General features: G+C 58.3%; 22 protein-coding genes and 1 tRNA gene. 8 read left to right on the top strand and 15 right to left on the bottom strand.

Annotated features, from left to right (window positions below; all coding sequences use genetic code 11):
* Window positions 1-167: 167 nt before the first annotated feature.
* Both Q0Y02_RS02845 and Q0Y02_RS02840 read left to right on the top strand, forming a co-directional pair.
* Complete coding sequence (locus Q0Y02_RS02845; protein WP_297764134.1) at window positions 168-1,157, top strand: YhdH/YhfP family quinone oxidoreductase; 990 nt, start codon at window positions 168-170, stop codon at window positions 1,155-1,157.
* A 139-nt stretch (window positions 1,158-1,296) separates the two neighbouring features.
* Window positions 1,297-2,253: a zinc transporter ZntB gene (locus tag Q0Y02_RS02840; protein ID WP_297764132.1), complete on the top strand. Its 957-nt coding sequence runs from the start codon at window positions 1,297-1,299 to the stop codon at window positions 2,251-2,253.
* Window positions 2,254-2,295: 42 nt separating this feature from the next.
* On the opposite strand, the gene Q0Y02_RS02835 is transcribed toward Q0Y02_RS02840, so the two are convergent.
* The 3 genes from Q0Y02_RS02835 to Q0Y02_RS02825 form a co-directional block, all read right to left on the bottom strand.
* Entirely contained in the window at window positions 2,296-2,787 is a 492-nt protein-coding gene (locus tag Q0Y02_RS02835; RefSeq protein WP_297764130.1) for a DUF934 domain-containing protein, read from the bottom strand.
* Entirely contained in the window at window positions 2,780-4,426 is a 1,647-nt protein-coding gene (locus Q0Y02_RS02830; protein ID WP_297764127.1) for a nitrite/sulfite reductase, read from the bottom strand. Before Q0Y02_RS02830 ends, Q0Y02_RS02835 begins: the two co-directional genes overlap by 8 nt.
* A 169-nt stretch (window positions 4,427-4,595) precedes the next feature.
* Window positions 4,596-4,829, bottom strand: a complete 234-nt coding sequence (locus Q0Y02_RS02825) for a DUF2970 domain-containing protein (RefSeq protein ID WP_297764124.1) — start codon at window positions 4,827-4,829, stop codon at window positions 4,596-4,598.
* Between the two features lie 200 nt (window positions 4,830-5,029).
* Between Q0Y02_RS02825 and nfuA the strand changes: the two genes are divergently transcribed.
* On the top strand, window positions 5,030-5,626 hold the full coding sequence (gene nfuA / locus Q0Y02_RS02820; RefSeq protein WP_290538542.1) for a Fe-S biogenesis protein NfuA: 597 nt from the start codon (window positions 5,030-5,032) through the stop codon (window positions 5,624-5,626).
* 160 nt (window positions 5,627-5,786) lie between these two features.
* On the opposite strand, the gene Q0Y02_RS02815 is transcribed toward nfuA, so the two are convergent.
* The 3 genes from Q0Y02_RS02815 to Q0Y02_RS02805 are packed head-to-tail and all read right to left on the bottom strand — an operon-like array spanning window position 5,787 to window position 9,662.
* A complete protein-coding gene (locus Q0Y02_RS02815; protein WP_297764119.1) occupies window positions 5,787-6,578 on the bottom strand; it encodes a M48 family metallopeptidase in 792 nt (263 codons plus the stop codon).
* A 7-nt stretch (window positions 6,579-6,585) separates the two neighbouring features.
* Entirely contained in the window at window positions 6,586-8,247 is a 1,662-nt protein-coding gene (locus Q0Y02_RS02810; RefSeq protein WP_297764117.1) for an AarF/UbiB family protein, read from the bottom strand.
* Window positions 8,244-9,662: a haloalkane dehalogenase gene (locus Q0Y02_RS02805; protein ID WP_297764114.1), complete on the bottom strand. Its 1,419-nt coding sequence runs from the start codon at window positions 9,660-9,662 to the stop codon at window positions 8,244-8,246. The genes Q0Y02_RS02810 and Q0Y02_RS02805 overlap by 4 nt, the downstream gene beginning before the upstream one ends.
* Window positions 9,663-9,751: 89 nt before the next feature.
* Here Q0Y02_RS02805 and Q0Y02_RS02800 point away from each other — a divergent pair, with 89 nt between their 5' ends.
* Window positions 9,752-10,075: an SET domain-containing protein gene (locus Q0Y02_RS02800; protein ID WP_297764112.1), complete on the top strand. Its 324-nt coding sequence runs from the start codon at window positions 9,752-9,754 to the stop codon at window positions 10,073-10,075.
* 96 nt (window positions 10,076-10,171) lie between these two features.
* On the opposite strand, the gene Q0Y02_RS02795 is transcribed toward Q0Y02_RS02800, so the two are convergent.
* The 3 genes from Q0Y02_RS02795 to Q0Y02_RS02785 all read right to left on the bottom strand — a co-directional run bounded on the left by Q0Y02_RS02795 (window position 10,172) and on the right by Q0Y02_RS02785 (window position 14,058).
* Window positions 10,172-10,849: a pseudouridine synthase gene (locus tag Q0Y02_RS02795; protein ID WP_297764109.1), complete on the bottom strand. Its 678-nt coding sequence runs from the start codon at window positions 10,847-10,849 to the stop codon at window positions 10,172-10,174.
* 91 nt (window positions 10,850-10,940) lie between these two features.
* The gene (gene lon, locus Q0Y02_RS02790; protein ID WP_297764107.1) at window positions 10,941-13,313 is read right to left on the bottom strand and encodes an endopeptidase La; all 2,373 of its coding nucleotides are present in this window, start codon (window positions 13,311-13,313) and stop codon (window positions 10,941-10,943) included.
* A 109-nt stretch (window positions 13,314-13,422) separates the two neighbouring features.
* A complete protein-coding gene (locus Q0Y02_RS02785; RefSeq protein WP_297764105.1) occupies window positions 13,423-14,058 on the bottom strand; it encodes a methyltransferase domain-containing protein in 636 nt (211 codons plus the stop codon).
* Between the two features lie 123 nt (window positions 14,059-14,181).
* Between Q0Y02_RS02785 and Q0Y02_RS02780 the strand changes: the two genes are divergently transcribed.
* Window positions 14,182-15,429 carry an AarF/ABC1/UbiB kinase family protein gene (locus tag Q0Y02_RS02780; RefSeq protein ID WP_297764102.1) on the top strand — a complete coding sequence of 416 codons (1,248 nt, stop codon included), beginning with the start codon at window positions 14,182-14,184 and terminating at the stop codon, window positions 15,427-15,429.
* Window positions 15,430-15,445: 16 nt separating this feature from the next.
* On the opposite strand, the gene Q0Y02_RS02775 is transcribed toward Q0Y02_RS02780, so the two are convergent.
* From Q0Y02_RS02775 to rimO, 3 genes are all read right to left on the bottom strand, one after another.
* Window positions 15,446-16,396 (bottom strand): alpha/beta fold hydrolase, encoded by a 951-nt coding sequence (locus Q0Y02_RS02775; RefSeq protein WP_297764100.1) that lies wholly within the window; start codon window positions 16,394-16,396, stop codon window positions 15,446-15,448.
* Between the two features lie 128 nt (window positions 16,397-16,524).
* The gene (locus tag Q0Y02_RS02770) at window positions 16,525-17,412 is read right to left on the bottom strand and encodes an EamA family transporter (protein ID WP_297764097.1); all 888 of its coding nucleotides are present in this window, start codon (window positions 17,410-17,412) and stop codon (window positions 16,525-16,527) included.
* A complete protein-coding gene (rimO, locus tag Q0Y02_RS02765; RefSeq protein WP_297764095.1) occupies window positions 17,375-18,700 on the bottom strand; it encodes a 30S ribosomal protein S12 methylthiotransferase RimO in 1,326 nt (441 codons plus the stop codon). Before rimO ends, Q0Y02_RS02770 begins: the two co-directional genes overlap by 38 nt.
* Before the next feature lie 132 nt (window positions 18,701-18,832).
* Here rimO and thpR point away from each other — a divergent pair, with 132 nt between their 5' ends.
* Together thpR and Q0Y02_RS02755 are read left to right on the top strand one after the other, a co-directional pair.
* Window positions 18,833-19,345 carry an RNA 2',3'-cyclic phosphodiesterase gene (gene thpR / locus Q0Y02_RS02760; RefSeq protein WP_297764092.1) on the top strand — a complete coding sequence of 171 codons (513 nt, stop codon included), beginning with the start codon at window positions 18,833-18,835 and terminating at the stop codon, window positions 19,343-19,345.
* Between the two features lie 84 nt (window positions 19,346-19,429).
* Window positions 19,430-20,059 (top strand): YbhB/YbcL family Raf kinase inhibitor-like protein, encoded by a 630-nt coding sequence (locus Q0Y02_RS02755; RefSeq protein WP_297764089.1) that lies wholly within the window; start codon window positions 19,430-19,432, stop codon window positions 20,057-20,059.
* 64 nt (window positions 20,060-20,123) lie between these two features.
* Here the strand turns inward: Q0Y02_RS02755 and Q0Y02_RS02750 are convergent.
* Window positions 20,124-20,200, bottom strand: a tRNA-Pro gene (locus Q0Y02_RS02750).
* A gap of 141 nt (window positions 20,201-20,341) precedes the next feature.
* On the opposite strand from Q0Y02_RS02750, the gene Q0Y02_RS02745 reads away from it, so the two are divergent.
* Window positions 20,342-21,448: a methyltransferase gene (locus Q0Y02_RS02745; RefSeq protein WP_297764087.1), complete on the top strand. Its 1,107-nt coding sequence runs from the start codon at window positions 20,342-20,344 to the stop codon at window positions 21,446-21,448.
* A 104-nt stretch (window positions 21,449-21,552) separates the two neighbouring features.
* Here Q0Y02_RS02745 and mtnC read toward each other — a convergent pair whose 3' ends face one another.
* Together mtnC and Q0Y02_RS02735 are read right to left on the bottom strand one after the other, a co-directional pair.
* A complete protein-coding gene (mtnC, locus tag Q0Y02_RS02740; protein WP_297764084.1) occupies window positions 21,553-22,227 on the bottom strand; it encodes an acireductone synthase in 675 nt (224 codons plus the stop codon).
* Between the two features lie 114 nt (window positions 22,228-22,341).
* Window positions 22,342-22,887 (bottom strand): cupin domain-containing protein, encoded by a 546-nt coding sequence (locus tag Q0Y02_RS02735; protein WP_297764081.1) that lies wholly within the window; start codon window positions 22,885-22,887, stop codon window positions 22,342-22,344.
* Window position 22,888: the final 1 nt, after the last annotated feature.

The following is a 22,888-nucleotide window of genomic DNA, read 5'->3' as shown; positions in this document are numbered from 1 at the left end:
CTAGCTTTGAGACGCGGGAAAGCGTGCTGCTATTCGAGAGAGTATTGTCACCGCGCCCAAGGCTGTAACACCATTGTTTCGCGGGCAGGGTTTTTCTGTTTAAGAAGACCTTTATCCGCGTCTCACAGCTAGCAGCTAGCGGCTCGTAGCTTTAGAGGAGTTCGATCATGAGTTTCCAAGCCCTGTTGACCCGTGAAACCGAGAACGGCTACCAAACCGCACTGGAAGAACGTGAGCTGACCGATCTGGGGGAAGAGGGTGTATTGGTGCGCGTGCACTGGTCATCCCTGAACTACAAGGATGCGCTTTCTGCCAGCGGCAACAAGGGTGTTACCCGCCAGTTTCCCCATACGCCAGGTATTGATGCGGTGGGAGTGGTAGAGGAAACCACAGACGGTCCTTTCAGTGTTGGCGATACCGTGATCTGCACCGGTTATGATCTGGGTATGAATACGGATGGTGGCTACGGTCAGTACATCCGGGTGCCTGCAGAATGGCTGGTTCCGTTGCCGGATGGTCTGGCTCCCCGAGATGCCATGGTGCTGGGTACCGCTGGGCTAACCGCTGCATTGTGCGTAGAGTCACTGCTCGATACCGGTCTTAATCCGGATCAGGGCCCGGTGTTGGTAACCGGCGCCACTGGTGGAGTCGGTAGCATCACCGTCACCATTCTCTCCAAGCTGGGCTTTTCTGTCACCGCTGTAAGCGGCAAGTCGCAATCCCATCCGTGGCTCAAGTCGCTGGGCGCCAGTGAAGTGATCAGCCGTGACAGTTTTCTTGAGAACGCGGGCAAACCCATGCTCAAGGAGCAATGGGCCGGGGCGGTGGATTGTGCCGGTGGTGATATGCTGACGACGGCATTGAAGAGCCTTAAATATGGTGGCTGTGCCGCCTGTTGTGGATTGGCGGCATCTCCCAAGCTGGAAATGACGGTATTGCCCTTTATTCTGCGCGGTGTGAACCTGTTGGGTGTGGACAGTGTTGAGTTGCCCTGCGAAATCAAACAGCAGATGTGGCAGTTGCTTGCGGACGAGTGGATGCCTGTGGATCTGTCCCTGCTGGAAGCGGATGAGGTTGAACTGGACGGTGTTAATGCCTGGGTAGATAAAATTCTCCAGGGTGGCGTACAGGGGCGTGTGGTCGTGCGCTTGCCCTGATGCCCGAAGCATTCAATCTCTATAAAAAAGCGCGGCTATGCCGCGCTTTTTTATTTGTCTGAAGAAAGTCACTCACGCATTCTATAGTCATGCGATATTTCGATGAAATCCAGGCGGGACAACAAGGGCATGAGCCACAATGACTGACAGCAATTGGCTGAAAATTGCATTGCAACTGAATGGGCGGGGTGGCGCAACTGAATTGGCTGCCGAGCAGCCTCTGGCGGAAACGACCGCTTACTGGGTGCATCTGGACTATACACGCGAAGAAAGTGAGCAGTGGCTGCGCCGGCAGTCGATACCGCAGGCGGTGATTGATTCGCTGACCGCAGCGGAAACCCGCCCCCGTGCCTCGGAAGTGGCCGGTGGCGTACTGGTGTATTTGCGCGGCGTTAACCTGAATCCCGGTGCACGCCCTGAAGACATGATCGCCCTGCGTATGTGGGTTGGACCAAGGGGGTTGGTGAGCAGCCAGAAGCGGAGCTTGCTCAGTGTTGATGCGGTGAAGGGCTCCCTGGACAGTGAGCAGGGTCCGGCATCCATCAGCGCTCTGGTGGCCGAACTGGTGGATCAGCTGATCTGGCGTATGGAAGAGGTGATCGAGAATCTGGAATCGGAAGTGGAGAGCTGTGCGCTGCAGCTGGAAGAAGCCCCCAGATCCAGTCTGACGCCACAATTGAGCCTGCTACGCCGGCGAGCGATTACGCTGCGACGGTATCTTGCTCCCCAGCGTGAAGCATTGATCAAGCTGCAGAATGAAGCGCTGTTTGCGGCAGAGGATACCATGCTGATCCGCGAGGCAACGGATCGTTTGCAACGTCTGCTGGAAGATCTGGATGCAGCAAGGGAGCATGCCACCTTGTTGCAGGAAGAGGTCTTTTCGGTGCAGAACGAAGCGATCAACGATCGTATGTATCTGCTGGCGATCATTTCGGCATTGTTCCTGCCGCTGGGGTTTCTGACCGGTCTGTTCGGTATCAATGTGGGCGGGTTGCCGGGCGTCGATGATCCGCATGCTTTCTGGTGGTTCTGTTCCGGCGTGGGGGTGATTGCCCTTGGCGTCGCCATCTGGATGCGAAAACGCCGCTGGTTGTAGCCAGCGGCGTTTTCGGAGATCTGCCGTTGAAGGGCTTGTCGTTCAGGCCCGGCGGTAGATCGGTTTGGGGTCGTTCACATCGCCCTGGTAGGTAATGCTGAAATCCTTGAGGCCCTGCAGTGCTTCTTCAATATTACGATCCGCACGGACTTCAAAGGCATTGAATCCGCAGCGAGTCATATAGAAAAGCTGGTCACGCAGCACATCACCGGTAGCGCGAACTTCACCCTTGAAGCCATAGCGAGTACGTAGCTCACGGGCATAGGAGTAGCCGCGACCATCCTTGAAGGCCGGGAAGTGGATTGCTACCAGAGGCAGGCTGTCCAGATCGTCTTCCAGGTCCTTGGGCTCTTCGCCGGGGGCCAGCCATACGGCCACATCGCCACGGGCGATCAGGGTATCGCGGTTTTCCTGCCAGTAGGCCAGCGGCACAATGATTTTGCCTTGTGCTGGCACGCCGCTTTCCAGAGCATCGCTTTCCAGTCGTTGCCACTGGTTGTCCGCGATGGCGCCATCAATGATTACCTTACCCATAGATGCGCTCCTTGAACGGGTCCATGCCAATGCGCTCGTAGGTGTCGATAAACGGCTCGTTTTCGAGGCGTTTTTCCACGTAGAGCTTGATGATATTTTCCACTACATCGGTGATCTGATCAGACTCGAACGACGGGCCCAGTTTCTCGCCGACACGGGATTCCCGGTCACCACGGCCGCCCAGGGTGACCTGGTAGAACTCCTTGCCTTTCTTGTCCACGCCGAGAATGCCGATGTGGCCAATGTGGTGGTGGCCACAGGCGTTCATGCAGCCGGAAATATTCAGGTCGATGAGTCCCAGGTCGTGCACGTAATCCATGTTGTCGAAGCGGCGCTGGATGGATTCCGCCACCGGAATGGATTTGGCGTTGGCCAGGGCGCACAGATCGCCACCGGGGCAGGCCACGATATCGGTGATCAGGCCCAGGTTGGGAGTGGCGAAACCGAGGGCGTCCAGGGCTTTCCACAGGTCGTAGAGATCCGAGGCGGCCACGTCAGCCAGTACCATGTTCTGCTGGTGGCTGTTGCGCAGCACGCCGAAGCTGTACTGGTCCGCCAGATCGGCAACGGCTTCCAGCTGCTCGTCGCTGATGTCGCCCGGTACCCGACCGGTTTTCTTCAGGGTCAGGGTAACCGCACGATAGCCGGCCTGTTTGTGGGCGCGGGTATTGGTGTGATACCAGCGGCTGAACGCCTTGTCTTCGGCCAGTTTGGCTTCCAGGGCGGCCGTATCCTCGGTCTGGTAGGCCGGGGCAGAGAAGCAGGACTGGATGCGTTCCACTTCTTCTTTGGTCAGGGTCATGGGGCCGTCTTTCAGCTCGGCAAATTCCTGTTCCACCAGCTCGCGGTACTTGTCGGCACCCAGGGCCTTGACCAGGATCTTGATGCGGGCCTTGTACTTGTTGTCCCGGTTACCGTACTTGTTGTACACCCGCAGGATGGACTCCAGGTAGGGCAGCAGGTCCTGCCAGGGAACAAACTCGCCAATCACTGAACCGGTCATGGGGGTACGGCCCAGGCCGCCACCGGCCCACACCTGGAAACCGGTCTCGCCGTTGGCACCGTGAACCAGCTGTACGCCGATATCGTGGACGCCGATCAGGGCCGGGTCTGCATCGGGGACGGCATTGACGGCAATCTTGAATTTACGCGGCAGGTAGGCGAATTCCGGGTTGAAGGTGGACCACTGGCGAATGATTTCGCACCAGGGACGCGGATCTTCAATTTCCTTCGGATTCACACCAGCGAATTCATCGGTGGTGATGTTTCGGATACAGTTGCCGCTGGTCTGAATGGCGTGCATCTGCACGTCAGCCAGCTCGGCAAGAATATCCGGCACCTCTTCCACGGACGGCCAGTTCAGCTGAATATTCTGGCGAGTGCTGACGTGGCAGAAGCCCTTGTCATAGGTGCGCACAATATGAGCCAGACGGCGCAGCTGACGGCTCGCCAGTAAGCCATAAGGAACGGAAATACGCAGCATCGGCGCATAACGTTGAATATAGAGGCCGTTCTGGAGACGCAGGGCGAGAAACTCGTCTTCGCTCAATTCTCCAGCCAGATAACGGCGGGTCTGGTCGCGATACTGCGCAACCCGCTCTTCCAGCAGCTGCTGGTCATGTTCCTGATAGACGTACATGGGACCGATTCACCGTCCTTTATGCTTGAACCTAAATCCATGTCAAATCATAGATTCGGGTTAGAATTCAACAGGTAAGCGTCGCCCTCGGGGGAGGGAGAGCGGCACTCTAACAAAGCGCCCTTATAGTGAAAAGAAATATCTTGGCATATCGCTATAACGGGTGGGCTTATTTCGCGGCCGCGTCCAGCACCATATTCACGGTGACGATCATGCCGATGACCAGTGCGAGAACCAGCACCACATAGACACCGATGTAGTTACCGGCATCGCCCTTGGTGAAGTCGCGCTCGCGGTTTTTCGAGCTCTGGACCCCGAATAAAGCGGCCAGAATGCTGCTGATCGTCTGGATCAGCGTCGGTTTTTTACCCTGGTCGGAGGGGGTGTGATGCTGCTCGGACATGGAAAATCCTGCGTTTTGGCGATTGGCTAAACAATATAACTACCCTCAATATTGTACGCTTGCCGGGCGCTGGGTAACAGCGCAGAAGGGCAGGGTTGAATTCACTTCACCACGGCACCATTGCAACTGGGGAGTACCTGACTAAAATAGTCAGGAAAGCATTACCACCCCCAGGTGGCCATTCATCCCGAACAGGAATCATGATGGCAGAGCAGTTGATCGACATTACCGAAACCGCCCAGGATTACTTGCGTGACCTGTTGGGCAAGCAGGATCAGGGCGATATCGGCGTGCGCATTTTTGTAGAGCGTCCCGGTACCCCCCATGCGGAGTGCTGCATGGCCTATTGCCCGGATGGCGAGCAGGAAGACAGCGACGTCCGCTACGACTACGAGGGCTTTCATGCCTGGGTGGAAGGCAAGAGCGTGCGCTACCTGGAAGATGCGGTGATCGACTACAAGAAGGACAGCATGGGCGGTCAGCTCACTTTCCGCGCCCCGAAATCCCGGGTGCCGGACATCAGTGAAGACGCCAGCATCGAAGAGAAGATCAATTACGTGCTGTATGCCGAGATCAATCCCAACCTGGCGGCCCACGGCGGCAGCGTCCAGTTGCTGGAGCTGACCGAGGATAACGTGGCCGTCTTGGAATTCGGCGGCGGCTGCCAGGGCTGCTCCGTGGTGGATGTGACCCTGCGCGACGGCGTGGAGAAAACCCTCAAGGAGCGCGTGCCGGACCTGACCGGTGTGCGCGACAAGACCGATCACACTGTCACGGATAACGCTTACTACAGCTAAAAGTGGCAAGTTCAACGTTGTAACACGAGTAAGGCTACTAAATAGCCCGAAAGCAAAAAGGCCGCGCCCATACTTTGGACGCGGCCTTTTGCATTTCAGGACAGAGTTAACCGGTCCCGCGCGCTATTAACTATTCACTGTAAACTGTTCATTGCCTTTCTCATCCGCACTGCGGCTTGCGTCCCGCCGCCTGTGCCTGCTGATAGAGCGGCATCACTTCCGGGATACGGGCTCGCAGCCCTTCAATCCGGGTGGAATTGGAAGGGTGAGTGGACATGAATTCCGGTGGCTCGTTACCACCATTGGCCGCTGCCATGTTCTGCCACAGATTCACGCTTTCGCGGGGATCGAACCCGGCCTGAGCCATCAGCTGAAGGCCGATGATATCGGCTTCGGCTTCATGCTTGCGGCTGAAGGGCAGGGCGAGACCATATTCTGCACCCACCCCCAGTGCTGCCATGACTCCCTGTTTGGCTGCACTGTCCTGGCCGGCGAGAGCGCCCAACAACTGCATGCCGCTTTGCGTGGCGTACTGCAGGGACATGCGCTCGTTGGAGTGCTGAGCTTGCACATGACCGATCTCATGGCCGATCACCGCGGCAAGTTGGCTCTGGTTCTTGGCCACACCCAACAGACCGGTGTGGACACCGATCTTGCCGCCGGGCAGGGCAAACGCGTTGGCGCTGTCTTCCTGGAACACGGTCACTTCCCATTGCTGGTTGCCACCCACCGTGTTGGTAATGGCATTGCTGACGCAGAGGACGTAGTTCACTTCGCGGCTATTCTTGCTTTGTGGTTTTTCTTCCTTCATTTGCGCATAGGCGGTGGCGCCCATTTGGTCCATCTCACCGGCGGGCATCAGCAGGAACTGATTGCGGCCCAGTGGCGAGGTAGCACAGGCCACCAGCCCGGCGGTAAGGGCGGAAACCATAATCAGACGTCGAAATTTCATTGTTCTGTTACTCCCATTCCCGCAGAAAACGGCGGGACACAAACATAAGCCAGCTTGCCCAGCCGGCACTTCCGAGGAAGATGATAAGGCCAAACAGGGAAATTTCCCATGGTGCCGGGGGCACACGGCCAGCCAGCATCAGTGAACCGCCGATGAAACCGGCTGCCACCAATAATGCTTGGACCTGCCGATACTGGCCGCGTTCCAGCCGTGCCACCAGTCTTTCCAGGTGGCGAGGATCAATGCTGCCCTCCTGTTGCGGCGGCAAATTGCTGGCGTGGGGCGGCGCATAGACCTTGTCCACCACGTCCAGTGCGCGCAGGCTCAGACTTTTGGCCAGGCGCACCGGGGAATAACGGGTACGGATCATGCGTTTGAGCAGTGGCTCCGCCTCGGTCATCAGATCGAAATCCGGGTTGAGCAGACGCCCGAACCCTTCCAGCGTGATAATCGCCTTGATGAACAGGGCGATATCACTGGGCAGCACCAGGTTATGGTTGCGAACCAGCGCGGTGATATCGGTGAGCAGGGCACTGATATCCAGCTGTGACAGGGAGATACCGTGATACTGACTGATCACGTCCTCCACGTCAGACACCAGCTGATCGAAGCGGACCGGTTGGCCATCGGACCAGTTGGAGAGCACCGCTGCGCATTGCTCGGCCTCGCGTAACACCACCGAGCGGGTGATCTGTAGAATCTGCTCGCGGCGGCTATGGCTGAGCTTTCCCACCATGCCGAAATCCAGCATGGCAATGCGGTTGCTGCTCTGGATGATGAAGTTGCCCGGGTGCGGGTCGGCATGGAAAAAGCCGTCCTCCAGAGCCATCTTCCAGGCGGCCAGGGCACCGCGCCGGGCAATCAGAACCCGGTCGAGGCCTTCTGCATCCAATTGGTCCGTGGCACGGGCGGGAATGCCCTGTATATGCTCCTGCACTTGCAGGGTCTGTGATGACAGCTCCCAATACACCCGGGGAACTGTCAGCCACTTCAGAGAGCGCATGTTCTTGCGAATGCGATCAGCGTTGCGCGCTTCGATAGTGAAATCCAGCTCCCGGGTCAAAGACCGTTTGAACTCGCGCACCAGTTCCACGGGGCGGTAGCGGCGCAGCTCCACCGAGTTGTCCGCCGCCAGTTTGGCGAGCTGGTCCAACAGGCGCAGATCGGATTCGATTTTGGCGCGGATGCCGGGTTTCTGGATCTTCAGCACCACTTTCTGGCCACGGCGGGTAAGGCCGCTGTGCACCTGGCCGATGGAGGCGACCCCGATGGGTTTCGAGTCGATGCGGGCAAACGCGGATTCCAGAGGCTTGCCCAGGGCCGCTTCGATATGGGGGACCAGCTCCTCATAGGGGATGGCGGTGGCCTGATCCTGAAGCTTCTCGAACTCGGCAATCCAGTCCAGCGGGAACAGGTCAACCCGGGTGGCCAGCACCTGCCCCAGTTTCACGAAGGTGGGGCCCATCTCTTCCATGGCATGGCGCAGCCGTTCGGCGGTGCCCATGCGGAGCATGTCTGGGCGCATGGAACTGCGTACCAGCTTGCCGGCATGTTCCACTGGCGTGGACAAGCCCAGTCGACGAATCACGTCGGCAAAGCCGTATTTGAGCAGAATGGTGGCCAGCTCATTCATGCGCAACAGATCTTTGCCGGTGTGGAGAATACTCACGGGGAATTTCCTTTTGTCGTACCCTCTTGTTCCAGCAGCCGCTGTTTCAGCGCTGTGCCCCAGTAGAAACCGCCGTGCCCCCCATCGGCACGGGTGACCCGGTGGCAGGGCACCAGGATCGCCAGGCGGTTCTTGCCCACCGCCTGGCCAACGGCCCGGGCCTGGCTGCCAATTTGCCGGGCAATCTCACCATAGGCGCGGGTGCTGCCTGGGGGGATGTGTAATAGCGAGTGCCACACCTGTCGCTGAAACGGCGTACCGCAAAGATGTAGCGGAGTCGGTGCGCAATCGGGGTGGTCCAGAGTGGCCAGTAATGTCGCTGTGGGTTGCTCGGTAAGGCTCGCGGCGGGGAAGCGCTGTGACAATCTGACCAGCGCATCGTCCCTGTTGTCGCAGAAATCAAAGTGGATCAGGCCATGAGCAGACTCGGCGACCAGAGCATGACCATAACGGCTTTCGCCGTAGTACCAGGTCAGTGGCTCTGCATACTCGTCGGATTCGTACAGACGCGGATTTGCGGGGGGAATCTGCTCTGCGATGGTTTCCGCCAGGGGATGCAGCCAGTGCTGGATGGCATCAGCGATAGCCTCGGGGTTATCTTCCTGCACATAGTGCAGACCCCGACCGCAATCGGAAATATCCAGATTGGGGATCTGTTCCAGCAACCAGCGAATGCGCGCCGGGCCGAGCACGGCCCCGGGGCGAAACCGCAGTAGCAGCATGGGCTGGGGCATACTGCCCAGTCCCTTTTCAATCTCCTCAATGGCCTGCCAGGTTTCATCCTGCCGATCATTGATCGGTAGCTGGTTGGGCCAGACATACACCGGGTAGCGGGACGCCCGCTGACGAAAAGGCTTCTGGTAGATACGTCGTACACTGCGCGGCAAGTGACGGATAACCCCGAAAGGCAGCACCATCCTGACAAACAGATTGCGGTTGATAATCAGAAACCGGCCCAGGCGTTCCTGTCGAAAGGCGAAGAAAAGCGGGCGCAGGGGCAGGGGGAACTCATCCCAGTCGCAGGTGAACGGGAAGGTTTCCATAAAGCACAGGCGGCTGACTATCTGGGGTTGTTGCTGCGCCAGTCGAAAACCCAGTGGGCCGCCCCAGTCGTGCAGTACCAGGGTAATATCGGTGAGTGCCAGTGCGGCAACAAAGTCTTCCAGATAGCGGTAATGGGTCAGGAAGCGGTAATCGATATCGGGCTGGTCGCTGTTGCCGAAACCGATCAGGTCCACAGCGATACATCGATACTGACCACGAAGCGGTTTGATCACGTTGCGCCACAGGTAACTGGAGGTGGGATTGCCATGGATGAACAGCAGTACCGGTCCTTCACCTTCATCGATATAGTGAAGGCGGTGGCCATTCACCGTGACGTAACGTGACTCAAACGGAAAATCGGCAAAACCCATGACATGCATCCCTTGCATCGAATTTTTCAACTGTTACCGCTTTTCTGGCAAGATGCCATGGCTGTGTCAGTAACGTAAAGTGCGAAAAAATGTCAAAACCCTATCTCCGTGACGATTTACTGGAAGTGCGCCATAGCGCCGTCCATGGTCGTGGTCTGTTTGCCACCCAGCGCATAAAGAAAGATACCGAGCTGGGGTTGTGTAAAACCAAGGTAGCCAAGAAAGATGGCCCTTATGTGTTATCGCTGGATGACGAAGGCAACGAGCGCTACCGGGTGCTCTGCGATCTACGTTTCATCAACCACGGCAAGAAGCCCAACGTGGCTTACTATGACGACCTGACCGTGGTGGCCCTGAAGTCCATCAAGGCCGGGGAAGAGCTGCTGCACGACTACGGTGATGATTGGGACTGAAAAGGCAGTTAATAGTTAACAGTGAATAGTTAATAGCTACTAAAACCTGGATTAGCGGCTATCTGTAGGAGCACCGCTTGAGGTGCGAAGCCGGCCCTAAAACGGGCAGGGTGAGGTGAATTCCTGCCAGAGCCCGGTTATCGGGTGGTTGAAGGCTAGCCACTCCGCGTGTAATAGCAGTCTCGGGCTCAATGCCTCGATCTCCGCTGGCGCGTACATATCGCAGCCGATGATCGGGTGGCCCAGCTCCCGACAGTGAATGCGTAGTTGGTGGCTGCGGCCGGTAACCGGGCTGAGTGCCAGTCGGGTGCGATTGCCGACAATGTCTCGCTCCAGTACCTGGTAATGCGTGAGGGCGGCTTTGCCGGTGTCGTAACAGACCTTCTGCAGTGGCCGGTTGGGCCAGTCCGGAATCAGCGGCAGTTCGATGCTGCCACGCTCCCTTTCCACCAGACCATGAACCACAGCCTGGTAGCGTTTTTTCACGGTACGTTGCTGGAACAGGCGGCTGAGCTGGCTTTGCGCTGGCCGGGTCAGGGCGAACACCATGATGCCGGAGGTATCCAGATCCAGCCGGTGGACCAGGCGTATGTCTGGATCCTTGCGGGCCAGGCGTCGCACGGCGCAGTCCTGATTTTCCGGTGCGCGCCCCGGCACACTGAGCAGATAGGCCGGTTTGTTGACCAGCAAAATATGCTCGTCCCTGTACACCGTGCCCACCCGCTCATGGCAGGTGGGCACGATATAGTAGGGTTTGTCGGCCGGTGAATTCATCGGGCAATTCGTCGTTGAGATCGCAGAGATACTGACTCCGGGACCTCAGTCCGTTTTTGCCTTTCGCTACGCATCACTCGTTTCTCTCAACTCATTTACCCCAGAGTACCTGAAAGACATCATCATACTGCTTGGCAAAATGCACGGTGAGTCCGTCTTTCAGGTACCCCGGCAGTTCATCGAAATCCCGCTGGCAGGCGTCCGGCAAAATCACCTCACGAATACCCACTCGCCGGGCGGCGATGATTTTTTCGCGGATGCCGCCCACCGCCAGTACCTGGCCGGTGAGGGTCAGCTCGCCGGTCATGGCCACTTTGCGCGGCAGACGCTTTTTCAGCAGTAGCGACAGCAGGGCGCTTGCCATGGTGATGCCGGCACTGGGGCCATCCTTGGGGGTTGCCCCTTCCGGCACATGGAGATGGAGAAAGGCTTCATCCAGGCGCTCCTCTCTCAGCCCGTAATCGCGCAGATGGCTGGCTACATAGCTGTAGGCAATCTCCGCGGACTCTTTCATGACATCGCCAAGCTGGCCGGTGAGCTTGAAGCCCCGTTGCTTGCTGTGCACCTGGCTGGCTTCCACGGAGAGCGTGGCGCCCCCCATGGATGTCCATGCCAGGCCGGTTACCACGCCCACGCCTCGCTGGGTCTTCTCGGTCTGGAAGTAAGGTTGGCCGAGAAAATCCGCCAGGTTCTTGCCGGACACGCTCAGTTTCTTTTCCCCGGCCAGCAGCTTCACCGCCGCTTTGCGGATGATTTTGTTGAGCTGTTTTTCCAGATTACGGACCCCGGCTTCACGGGCATAACCTTCGACGATCTGGCGCAGGGCGCTGTCGCTGATGCGCAACTGGCCGCGTTTTACGCCGGCACGTTCCAGAGCTCGGGGCCACAAATGCTGGCGCGCGATCTGCACTTTCTCTTCGGTGATATAACCGGACAGTCGGATCACTTCCATGCGGTCCAGCAAGGGCCCGGGAATGCTGTCCATGGTGTTGGCGGTGCAGATGAACAGGGCGTGGCTCAGGTCCAGCCGTTCGTCCAGGTAGTGGTCGAGAAAATCCTGGTTCTGTTCCGGGTCCAGCACTTCCAGCAGGGCCGATGCCGGATCACCCTGGAAAGACTGCCCGAGCTTGTCCACCTCGTCGAGCATGATCACCGGATTGGCGGTGCCGGTTTCCTTGAGAGCCTGCACCAGCTTGCCGGGCATAGCGCCGATGTAAGTGCGCCGATGGCCCTTGATCTCGGCTTCGTCGCGCATGCCGCCCAGGCTGAATCGATAGAATTTGCGGTCCAGGGCATCGGCGACGGATTTACCGATGCTGGTCTTGCCCACACCCGGTGGACCCACCAGCAGGATAATGGACCCTTTGACCTCGCCACGCAGGGCGCCCACGGCCAGGAATTCCACCATCCGGTCCTTCACATCATCCAGGCCGCTGTGGTGGGCTTCCAGGATCTGCCGGGCATGTTTCAGATCCAGATTATCGTCGCTGTATTGGCCCCAGGGTACGCTGGTGAGCCAGTCCAGATAGTTGCGGGTAACGCCATATTCCGGTGAGCCGGTTTCCAGCACCGATAGCTTTTGCAGCTCGTCGTCAAAACGTTTCTGTACAGATTCTGGCGGCGACAGGGCGCTCATGCGTTCGCGGAATTCCTCTGCTTCGGCGGTCTTGTCATCCTTGCTCAGGCCGAGCTCGCGCTGGATGATCTTGAGTTGCTCGCGGAGGAAAAAATCGCGCTGATGCTGGCTGACCTTCTCGTTGACCTCTTCGGAAATCTGGCTCTGCAGCCGGGCCACCTCCAGTTCTTTCTTGACCAGGGTGAGGACTTTCTCCATGCGCGGTTTCAGCGGCACGGTTTCCAGAATGGCCTGCAGTTCCACGCCGTTGGCGCTGGTCAGCGCCGCTGCGAAGTCAGTCAGCGGAGAAGGGTCGCTGGGGGAGAAATTCTGTAGATAGTGACGCAGCCCTTCATTGTAAAGCGGATTCAGAGGCAACAGCTCGCGGATGGTATTGATAATGGCCATGCCGAAGGCGCGGATGGTTTCATCCGCTTCGGTTCGGGGCTCCGGGTAGCTGACTTCGGTCATGAAGGGCCGCTTGCGGGTCAGCCAGTTTTCAATACGAAATCGCGTGGTGCCCTGGGCCACCAGCTGGAACTGGTCGTTTTCTTCATTAAGGGCATGGACCTTGACCAGGCAGCCGTATTCCGGGAAATCTTCGGGCGTCACCGAATCCGGGTCGTTCTCGCCGACATAGACCAGCCCGAGCGACTGGTGTGGGGTCTGACTGACTCGTTCCAGGGTGGCCTGCCAGCGTTCCTTGTCCAGCATCACCGGTTGTACCAGCCCCGGCATGAAAGGCCGGTGCTGGACGGGAATCAGGTAGATGCGTTGGGGTTTCAGCTGGTCAGGCAGTGCCAGGCTGCTAGAGGGTTGCTCAACAGTATTGCTATCGTCTTGGCTCATAATGTTGTCACTTCCATTCAGCGTGGAAACAACATGGTGGCGACGTGCGAAAAATCAATAGTGCGGCACCGGCGGGCACCGCATGTTGGGTGCATCGCAGGCCGCTGGGTTAGCGATTTATAATCAACAGATCCGCACTGAGGACTTTCGGGGTTTTTGTCCGGCGCTCCACCACACGGGCATCCATCCCGGCATTCTCGCATTTTTCTGCCAGGGCATAGAACGGTGAGCGGCCCGGGTCCGCGATGATCACCTGTTTGACGCCACTGCGCAGTCCCCGGCGGATGAGGTTGAAAAGCACCGGAGTCAGTTCATCCCAGAAACAGATGTCGGCACCGGCAATGATATCCACATCGGCCAGGCGCTTTTGGGTGAGCTTCTCGAAGCTATCCTGCTGTTGGTCAATCCGGACCTTGTTGATCTGGGCATGCAGGTCCAGATAGGGGAACACATCCGGATCTGCATCAACGGCTGTGACCCGGCAACCGAAACGCTTGGCGGCAAAGATGGAGAGGGGCCCCCAACCGCAGCCAATATCCATCATATGCTCTTCGGCGGACATTTTTCGGCGGGTCAGGTGGTCCATGATAAGGAAGCTGGAGTTCCAGACCTTGTTGCCATGAATGGAAGGGGTGTGGTTTGCACGTTTCAGGCGGCGGATTTCCCGGTGGCCGGAACGCAGCAGAGTAATGCCGCGAGTGCGAATGGTATGCGGCTCTCCAGCGCGTATAACTGTTCCTGACATAATCGCTCACCAGCGGCAAAGCTAGAAACAGTACGGTCAAGGCCGACGGGTTTCAAGCCGTATCTATGCGGCTTACTCTGGGCAAACCGATTTCCGGTGAATAACCATAATGAATAAAGCCTGATGATGAAGAAAAGTATCGCCGGCGTCAGTGGCCTGGCTGGGGGCCGTTCCCGGTATTTACGGGCACTGACGGCCATGGCCCGTGTGGCGGCGATCTATGCGGGGGGCGTGGGCAAGGATGATCGCCACCAGCGCCACTGCCGGGGAGCCGAGATTGTCACTGCCCTGTGTCGACGTAATGGTGCTTTCTGGGTGAAGGCAGCCCAGTTCTTCAGTTGTCGGCCAGACGTGCTGCCGCAGGAATATATTGAAGCGTTTCAGCAATTGCAGAATGACGCGGCACCGGTGCCTTTTTCACGGATTGACGCTGCCCTGAAACGATCCCTGGGTGCTGACTGGCGTGACGCTTTTCGCTGGGTTGACGAGAACCCGGTGGCGGTAGCCTCCATCGCTCAAGTGCATCGCGCGCGCCTGGAAGACGGCACCGATGTGGCGATCAAGGTGCGTTTGCCTGGGGTGAAGAAACTGTTCGAGCAGGATGCCAAGGTGTTTGAGGTCCTGGCGGCGATTGCTGCACCCCGGTTTCGGGAATTTGATCTGAAGCAGGCTATAGAGCAGCTGCTGATCATGACCGCCATGGAACTGGATTTTCGTAATGAGGCCGCCAACACCCGGCGTTTTTCCCGCCAGCCCCATCATGCCCGTATTCGTATTCCCGATTTGATCGATGACCTGTGCAGTGAACGCATTCTGGTGACCAGCTGGGAACATGGCGCAAGGTTGCGTAACCACCTGGATGCGAATCCGGAACAGGCCAGGGACCTGCTCTCGGTACTGTTAACCAGCTACCTGCAGCAAGTGACCCGTTTCGGGGTCTACCAGGCGGATCCGCACCCGGGCAATTTCCTGGTCAACGACCAGGGCCAGGTAGTGATTCTGGATTTCGGTGCCATCGGCGTGCTGACGCCGGATGAAGTGCGTCGTTACTCACGGTTGCTGTACGGCCTGATGGGCTTTGAAGGGGATGTGGATATCGGCGAGCTGTTTGTTCAGGCAGGTTTTAAAGGCGGAAGCCCGGAAACATTGAAAGAGCTGGCTCTCTTTGTGCTGACTGACAAGGTCAACCAGCAGGGGCCGGTAGCGGCGATGGGGGAGTTGATGCAGCGCTTCCGTGAAGAGCGAATCAGTATTCCCGATTCCTATATCGGTATCTCGCGGGTACTGATTACCCTGGGTGGTTTCCTGATGAGCTATCAGGTGCCGTTTGACTGGACACCGCCGGAGCAGCGGCAGGCCCAGTCAACGTAGCGACGGTAAAGAAGAATCAGGAGCCTGATTGGGCTTCCCGCCAGAATACCCGGAAAGCATCGGCGCTTTTGGTCGGGGCTTCTGCCATGGGCACGTGGCCGATACCATCGAGAATCACCGCCCGGGCTTTGGGTAGTTCCTTGAGGAAAACCTCCACGTTGTCCACGCCTAACAAGCGATCCTCCCGGCCCCAGAGAACCAGTGCCGGTTGCTTCAGGCTGGCCAATTTGCCGGTGCCTTCAAGGCTGACTCCCGGGTCAGTGTCCATATCCTTCCAGATCTTGTCGGCCACAGGAGCGTTCTGCGCCTTTTTCGCGCCCATGATATCGATGAAGAATTCCGGGATATAAGGTGCGTCTTCCATGGCCCACTTTAGCGTGGTGTGGAATTGTTCCGGGCTGCGCGGTATCAGCGGGTTGCTGTCACTGGTTGCCAGTAGTGAGCTGAACTCCTGGGTCTGGCGAGTCAGCCCGGCAGAATCCACCAGCCCCATGGAAAGCACCCGCTCGGGTGCTGCTTGCGCCAGAGCCAGGGTGATGGCGCCGCCCATGGAATTGCCGGCTACGTGATAGGCCGGAATTTCCAGGGTTTCCATCAGAGTCACCAGGCGCTCGGCCTGGGCTGCCATGGTGTAATCCAGCTCCGTGTTACGGGTGGTTTCGCCATGACCCGGCAGGTCTGGAACGACAAAGTGAAAGTCGCCTTCCAGTTCGTTGACGAAGCGTACCCAGTTACTGGAATCGGCGCCGAAACCGTGAATCAACAATACCGCCGGCTTGTCGTTCTGGCCTTCACTGCGTAGCAGATGCCATTGAATGCCATCGCGGGTTTCCAGGGTCTGGTCTGTCAGGCCGGCGCGACCCTTTTCCAGGCTCAAGCCGCTCTCGTAGGCCCATTTGGCCAGTCCGTCGCAGCCGCAAAGGATGATAGTGCTGATCAACAGCAGGCTGAGTTTCAATGAATGCATGCACAAATCCCGTTTGTTGTTTTGCCGACCCACGAGCATAGGGGATTTTGTCGCCTCGTGTCCTTCTCTGCGGGCCAATATCCAATAGATTCTCGACGCTCGTCTTTCGGTATTGATTGAGGAGTTCCCTAGCGGCTTTTCAGATTCCAGACGCCGGCGGCGACAATTAGCAGGGTGCCGATCAGGGTGGTCAGTACCAGGGTTTCGCCCCAGAACATCCAGCCCAGTAGTGCGGCCCAGACGACTGAGGAGTAGTTGTAGACACCCACCTGACCCGGGCGAGCGATCTGGTAGGCGGTAGTCATGGCGTATTGCCCGCCGGTGGCTACCAGGCCGATGGCGAACAACCACAGATAATCGGTGCCGGCGGGCAGGGTGCTGGCCCAGGGCAGGGGCAGGGCGGAAAACAGGGTCGCGAACAGGGCGAAATAGAAGACGACCCGTTGCGCCGGCTCCGATACGGCCATGCGCCGGATGCTGACCTTGGCCACACTCATGATGGCGGCGCCGGCCAGCGCTACCCACATCACCGGATTCACGCTGCCACTGCTGACATCCATGATCACGGCAACCCCGGCAAACCCTCCGATGATGGCCAGCCAGGTGCGCAGACTGATTACCTCCCGCAGCCACAACCAGGCCACGATGGGCAGAAAAAAGGGCACGGTCATTTTCACCAGTACGGCTTCTGCCAGAGCAATGTGACCAATGGTGTAGAAGAAACAGAACATGGCAGTGACCCCGGTAAAACCACGGATCATGTGCAGGTGTAGAAAGCGGGTGCGCAGTTGGCCAAAACCGCCACGGGAGGCAATGATCGGAATCAGAATCAACAGCCCGAACAGATTGCGGGCAAAGACGATCACCTCGGTGTCGAGGTGATCGGTCAGATGCTTGATCATGGCGGCCATCACCGCCAGTAGACCCTCACCGAGGACCAGTAGCAGAGCGCCTTTGAGTGGCTGGTCGTTCACCGGATCAATGGCCGGACGGTACCGGAGTACCCCACAGGTCATGCTCGTCGGCGTGCTCGACATTCACCATTAGCCGCTGGCCGGGCTTCAGCTCACTTTGCCCGTTGAGATACACCAGGCCGTCGATCTCCGGCGCATCCGCCTGAGAGCGGGCGATAGCGCCTTCCTCATCCACTTCGTCCACCAGCACTTCCAGCGTCTTGCCGATTTTCTTCTGCAGTTTGGCGGCGCTGATACGGGCCTGCACGTTCATGAAGCGCTCGCGGCGTTCTTGCGCCACGTCCGGATCCACCGGGTCGGGCAGGGCATTGGCCGAGGCGCCGTCCACCGGGGAATAGGTGAAACAGCCCACCCGGTCCAGTTGCGCTTCTTCCAGCCAGTCCAGTAGAAGCTCGAAATCCGCATCGGTTTCACCGGGAAAGCCGGTGATAAAGGTGCTGCGCAAGGTGATGTCCGGGCAGATCTCCCGCCAGCGACGAATTCGCTCCAGGGTGTTTTCGGAATGGGCCGGGCGCTTCATGTTTTTCAGTACGCTGGGGCTGGCGTGCTGAAAGGGAATATCCAGATAGGGGAGGATATGACCTTCGGCCATCATCGGGATGATGTCGTCCACATGGGGGTAGGGGTACACATAGTGCAAGCGTACCCAGGCGCCGAGCTGGCCCAGGGCCTGACACATTTCCAGCATGCGGGTCTTCACTGGCATGCCCTGCCAGAAACCGGTCTGATACTTGCGATCCACTCCATAGGCGCTGGTGTCCTGGCTGATCACCAGCAGCTCCTGCACGCCGGATTTTACCAGGCGCTCCGCTTCATCCATCACATCGCCAATGGGGCGCGAATCCAGTTTGCCGCGCATGCTGGGAATGATGCAGAAGCTGCATTTGTGATTACAGCCTTCGGAAATCTTCAGGTAGGCGTAATGGCGGGGAGTCAGTTTAATGCCCTGTGGCGGGACCAGATCGAGAAAAGGATCATGGTTCTGGCTCGGAGGCACCACCTGGTGAACGGCGTTAACCACCTGTTCGTATTGCTGCGGGCCAGTGACGGACAGGACCGAGGGATGTACCTTGCGAATGATGTCCTCTTCCACGCCCATGCAGCCTGTGACAATCACCTTGCCGTTTTCGCTGAGTGCTTCGCCAATGGTGTCCAGGGATTCGGCCTTGGCATCGTCGATAAAACCACAGGTGTTGACCACCACCACGTCCGCATCATCGTAGCTGGATGTGACGTCATAGCCTTCCGTGCGAAGCTGGGTCAGAATACGCTCAGAATCCACCAGGGCCTTGGGGCAACCCAGGCTGATGAAACCGACTTTACCGGACATAGTGATACCTCGAGATTGGCTGCCGTTCGCTGATGGCTAACACTGGCTGGGCGAGCAGGGCGCAATTCTACCGTCGTGACCGCTTTGAAGCCATGCCGCTCGGCTGGGCTTAAATAGACAGGAGGTTTTTTCATGCGCTGTTTTGTCGGCGTACCGGTCACCGGGTCTTTGGCCCGGCAGTGCAAGGAGCTTTCCCTGGGATTGCCACGGGCAACCCCTCGACCCAATCTGCACCTGACGCTGGCCTTTCTGGGGCAATGTACGCCGGCGGGAGTGGCTAGATTATCTGGAGAATTACAGTCGCTGGCCGACCGCTTTCCGGCGTTTGCTCTGGATTTCGATTGCTGTGAACCCTTCCCCGCGCAGCAGGGCCCTTTCCTGGCGCTGACCACTACCATTTCCGGTTCCCTCAATGCCTTGCATGAAGCCCTGTGGGAATCCCTCGGTCGCCAGGGGGTAGAGCGAGAACAGCGGGCCTTCCGGCCGCACATTACCCTGGCAAAGCCGGGGCTGGCCCTGGCGCCACAAACGGGCCAGTGGCTGCTGTCGGTGGATCAACTCTGTCTGTATCAGAGTGAACTGATACAGGGTGAGGTTCCTACGTACCGGCCATTATCCCAGCACCCGCTGACCGGTATCGCTTGAACCGAAATGGTGATGACAGGTTGAATTTATCGCCCGCAACTGCAAGGTTGGGGCTGTGCAAACACTGATTTAAGGAGTTGTACCATGGAGCTACTCAGTAACAGCCTCACCGATCAGGCTCCCATCGCTGAGAAGTTCGCTTTCGCAGTGATTGACCCGGACAACCATGTGGCTCTGTCCAGCAACATCAATCCTCATCTGGCCTGGAAAGGCGAGCCGGCCGGGACCCGCTCTTTCGCGGTGGTCTGTCATGACCCGGATGTGCCCAGTGCGGGGGATGATGTGAATCAGGAAGACCGCGAAGTCCCTGCCGACTTGCCGCGGGTGGACTTCTATCACTGGACCCTGTTCGACATTCCCGCTGACCAGAGCGAGTTGATGGAAGGCAGCCATTGCCAGGGGATAACACCGCGGGGAAAAAACGGACCGTCAGCTCCACAGGGTCTGCGGCATGGCCTTAACGACTACACCAGCTGGTTTGCCGGTGATGAGGATATGGAAGGGAGTTACTTCGGCTATGACGGCCCCTGTCCGCCCTGGAACGACAGCATTGTGCATCGTTATGTCTTTACCGTTTACGCACTGGATGTGAGCACATTGCCGGTCAAGGATGACTTCAGTGGGGCGGCCATTGTGGCGGCCATGGAGGGGCATGTGCTGGCCAAAGCCAGTATCACGGTGAGCTACACACTGAACCCGAGATTGGCAGACTGAGAAGACACAAAAAAGGCCGCAAAAGCGGCCTTTTTTGTAGGCCCTTGATGACAAGGACCTGAATTGGTCGGAATAGCAGGATTCGAACCTGCGACCCCTACGTCCCGAACGTAGTGCTCTACCAGGCTGAGCTATATTCCGAGTTCGCTGGCGCATTCTAGCAGCGAAATTGCAAAATGCCATACCTAAATAGGTGTCGCCCGGCTGTTTGCGCAGAATCTGGCCAACAGCCAGCAGGGCAGGCAGAATGCGCGCTCTGATCGATCGGCAAGCAGGAATGGTATGACAACCTTTGAGCACCCCTGGGGCGAATTGACCCTGCAGCGCTGGCCCCGTCGCCGGAATGAGCCTCTGCAGGCCTGGGACAGTGCCGACCTCTATCTGCTGAAGACTCTCAAGGAACGCCATGCCGGCCCGGTAACGCTGGTGGTTAATGATCAGCAGGGGGCACTGGCTTTGGCAGCAGGCCGCCATGGGCCAGTGGTCAGCAGTGGCGATTCTTATATGGCCAGCCGTGCACTGACCCATAACTGCCTACTCAATGAGCTGCCGGAGCCGGGCGCCACCCTGTGGCCGTTTGATAACCTGTCGCAAGCCCCTGATCAGGTGGTCATGCGGGTGCCCAAATCTCTGGCGCTACTGGAATGCCAGCTGCAGTGGCTCAGTGAGCAGCTGGCGGGCGGCACACCGGTCTGGCTGGCGGGCATGGACAAGCACCTGCCTCATCAACTGGTGCCCTTGATGGAGCAGTACCTGGGCAAGGGCCGGGCGGAGCTAGGCTGGAAGAAGGCACGCCTGTTCAGTGCGACGGCGCCCGGTGAGCGGCTCGCAATCGCCCCGTACCCCACCCAGGTGGAGGGTCCCATGGGGCCGTTGACGGTCCACGCCGGGGTGTTTGCCCAGCAGCAGCTGGATATCGGGGCGCGGTTTTTCCTGGCCCATCTTCCCGGCAGTCTGACGGCGGGGGCGAAGGTGGCAGACCTTGGCTGCGGCAACGGCGTGATCGGGCTGGCACTGCTGCAGGCCCACCCGGACAGTCATCTGGTGTTCTGCGACGAATCCTGGCTGGCCCTGCAAAGTGCCCGTGACAATGTGGCCAGGTATTACCCGAAAAGTACCAGCGAATTTCATCTCGGTGATGGTCTGGCCGGGTGCGATGCGCGTTTTGATCTGATCCTTCTCAACCCGCCGTTTCATGAAGGGCATGTGGTCGGGGATCATGTGGCGCGGCGCCTGTTCCGGCAAGCGAAACAGGCGCTGAACGCAGGCGGGGAACTGCGGGTGATCGGTAACCGCCACCTGGGCTATCACAAGCTGCTGAGCAAACTGTTTACCAACGTGGAGGTGCTGGGCAGCAACCAGAAATTCGTCGTCTGGCGTTGTTCGTAGGGTGCACTGAGCCTCAGGCGAACTGCACCATCCGGGCGTCGAATCGGTGCAGTTCGCCTGAGGCTCAGTGCACCCTACATTTTCCGATTCCCCGTTGTGCGGTCCTACAGGGCGATTTCTTCGAATGAAGTGACTACCTGGTGCCGACTTTCCCCTTGGCTGCCTTCACGGTCCAAGCGAATAGTCCGGAATCCCGCGTCAGCCGCTGCATCCAGTTCTGCCTCTATATCCGACAGGAACAGCAACTGCTCCGCCGGCAAACCGATGGCTTGCTGGATAGTGCGGTAGCTGTCCGTTTCCTGTTTATGGCCAGAGGTAGTGTCGAAATGGCCAGACAGCAGACCGGTCAGATCCCCCTCATCGCTGTAGCCGAAGAACAGTTTCTGGGCGGCGATGGAGCCGGAGGAGTAGACGTAAAGGTCCAGCCCTTTTTCCTTCCAGGCTTGCAGGGCAACGGCAGTATCAGGGTAAAGATGGGCGGTGTAATCGCCATTCTGATAGCCGGCCTGCCAGATCATTCCTTGCAGGGCTTTTAGCGGGGTGGCTTTACGGTCATCGCGGATCCACTGCTGAAAGAGTGCATTGGCCGAGGCTGGGCTTTCCAGAGTGCGGCCGCTTTCCTGCTCGGCCGCGCCCACCTGTGCCTGTACCTCCGGTTGATTCCAGTGCGTTTCGAGAAACGCCGGAAATTGTCTGGCGGCATAAGGGAACAGGACTTCCTTGACGAAGGAAATGCTGCTGGTGGTGCCTTCAATGTCGGTGACGACGGCTTTAATCATGATTGCGCTACACAATGAATAGTCTGCAGGAGCCTTTTGCTGAACAGCAACCTCAGCGTTACAAGCGAGGGCATTGTTGCAGTCCGAGCGATGACTCCTGACGGGGAGAGGGTGTCAGTTTTCCAGGCGGTTGAAGCGTTGGGCGATATCACTGCCGGTAAAATCAGCCACCCAGCCTTCCGGGTTATTGAACAGGCGGATGGCGACGAACCGGGGATTCGGGCCCATATCGAACCAGTGTGGCGTGTTGGCGGGGACGCTGATCAAGTCGCCTTTGGTGCAAAGTACTTCGTAAACCTTGTCGTTGATGTGCAGTGTGAACAGGCCCTGGCCTTCCACGAAAAAGCGCACTTCATCTTCGCTGTGGCGGTGCTCTTCCAGAAACTTCTGTCGGAACGCGGCTTTTTCAGGGTGATCGGGCACCATGCTGACCACGTCCACGGTCTGATAGCCTTCCTCATCAATCAGGCGATCGATATCTGCCTTGTAGGCGGCGATGACCTGCTCCTGTTGTGGGGCGTCGGGCAGGGCCTGTGTGGCTTGCCACTGTTCATAGCGAATACCCGCTGCAGCCAGAGCTTTGGCCATGGATGCCTTGTCAGTCAGGTGCTGCTCAAGGGTGTCGGGTTGGCTGTCGTGGAAAATTTTCAGTTCACTCATG

The organism is uncultured Alcanivorax sp., assembly GCF_947258575.1.
Taxonomy (GTDB): domain Bacteria; phylum Pseudomonadota; class Gammaproteobacteria; order Pseudomonadales; family Alcanivoracaceae; genus Alcanivorax.
The sequence above is the reverse complement of the archived record's forward strand: the minus strand, read 5'-3'. Positions and strand labels throughout refer to the sequence as shown.

What these genes read in the sequence shown, in the direction of transcription:
- Q0Y02_RS02845 (WP_297764134.1), top strand. Translation starts at nt 168, where the DNA reads ATGAGTTTCCAAGCCCTGTTGACCCGTGAAACCGAGAACGGCTACCAA.
- Q0Y02_RS02840 (WP_297764132.1), top strand. Translation starts at nt 1,297, where the DNA reads ATGACTGACAGCAATTGGCTGAAAATTGCATTGCAACTGAATGGGCGG.
- Q0Y02_RS02835 (WP_297764130.1), bottom strand. Translation starts at nt 2,787, where the DNA reads ATGGGTAAGGTAATCATTGATGGCGCCATCGCGGACAACCAGTGGCAA.
- Q0Y02_RS02830 (WP_297764127.1), bottom strand. Translation starts at nt 4,426, where the DNA reads ATGTACGTCTATCAGGAACATGACCAGCAGCTGCTGGAAGAGCGGGTT.
- Q0Y02_RS02825 (WP_297764124.1), bottom strand. Translation starts at nt 4,829, where the DNA reads ATGTCCGAGCAGCATCACACCCCCTCCGACCAGGGTAAAAAACCGACG.
- nfuA (WP_290538542.1), top strand. Translation starts at nt 5,030, where the DNA reads ATGATGGCAGAGCAGTTGATCGACATTACCGAAACCGCCCAGGATTAC.
- Q0Y02_RS02815 (WP_297764119.1), bottom strand. Translation starts at nt 6,578, where the DNA reads ATGAAATTTCGACGTCTGATTATGGTTTCCGCCCTTACCGCCGGGCTG.
- Q0Y02_RS02805 (WP_297764114.1), bottom strand. Translation starts at nt 9,662, where the DNA reads ATGGGTTTTGCCGATTTTCCGTTTGAGTCACGTTACGTCACGGTGAAT.
- Q0Y02_RS02800 (WP_297764112.1), top strand. Translation starts at nt 9,752, where the DNA reads ATGTCAAAACCCTATCTCCGTGACGATTTACTGGAAGTGCGCCATAGC.
- Q0Y02_RS02795 (WP_297764109.1), bottom strand. Translation starts at nt 10,849, where the DNA reads ATGAATTCACCGGCCGACAAACCCTACTATATCGTGCCCACCTGCCAT.
- lon (WP_297764107.1), bottom strand. Translation starts at nt 13,313, where the DNA reads ATGAGCCAAGACGATAGCAATACTGTTGAGCAACCCTCTAGCAGCCTG.
- Q0Y02_RS02785 (WP_297764105.1), bottom strand. Translation starts at nt 14,058, where the DNA reads ATGTCAGGAACAGTTATACGCGCTGGAGAGCCGCATACCATTCGCACT.
- Q0Y02_RS02780 (WP_297764102.1), top strand. Translation starts at nt 14,182, where the DNA reads ATGATGAAGAAAAGTATCGCCGGCGTCAGTGGCCTGGCTGGGGGCCGT.
- Q0Y02_RS02775 (WP_297764100.1), bottom strand. Translation starts at nt 16,396, where the DNA reads ATGCATTCATTGAAACTCAGCCTGCTGTTGATCAGCACTATCATCCTT.
- Q0Y02_RS02770 (WP_297764097.1), bottom strand. Translation starts at nt 17,412, where the DNA reads ATGACCTGTGGGGTACTCCGGTACCGTCCGGCCATTGATCCGGTGAAC.
- rimO (WP_297764095.1), bottom strand. Translation starts at nt 18,700, where the DNA reads ATGTCCGGTAAAGTCGGTTTCATCAGCCTGGGTTGCCCCAAGGCCCTG.
- thpR (WP_297764092.1), top strand. Translation starts at nt 18,833, where the DNA reads ATGCGCTGTTTTGTCGGCGTACCGGTCACCGGGTCTTTGGCCCGGCAG.
- Q0Y02_RS02755 (WP_297764089.1), top strand. Translation starts at nt 19,430, where the DNA reads ATGGAGCTACTCAGTAACAGCCTCACCGATCAGGCTCCCATCGCTGAG.
- Q0Y02_RS02745 (WP_297764087.1), top strand. Translation starts at nt 20,342, where the DNA reads ATGACAACCTTTGAGCACCCCTGGGGCGAATTGACCCTGCAGCGCTGG.
- mtnC (WP_297764084.1), bottom strand. Translation starts at nt 22,227, where the DNA reads ATGATTAAAGCCGTCGTCACCGACATTGAAGGCACCACCAGCAGCATT.
- Q0Y02_RS02735 (WP_297764081.1), bottom strand. Translation starts at nt 22,887, where the DNA reads ATGAGTGAACTGAAAATTTTCCACGACAGCCAACCCGACACCCTTGAG.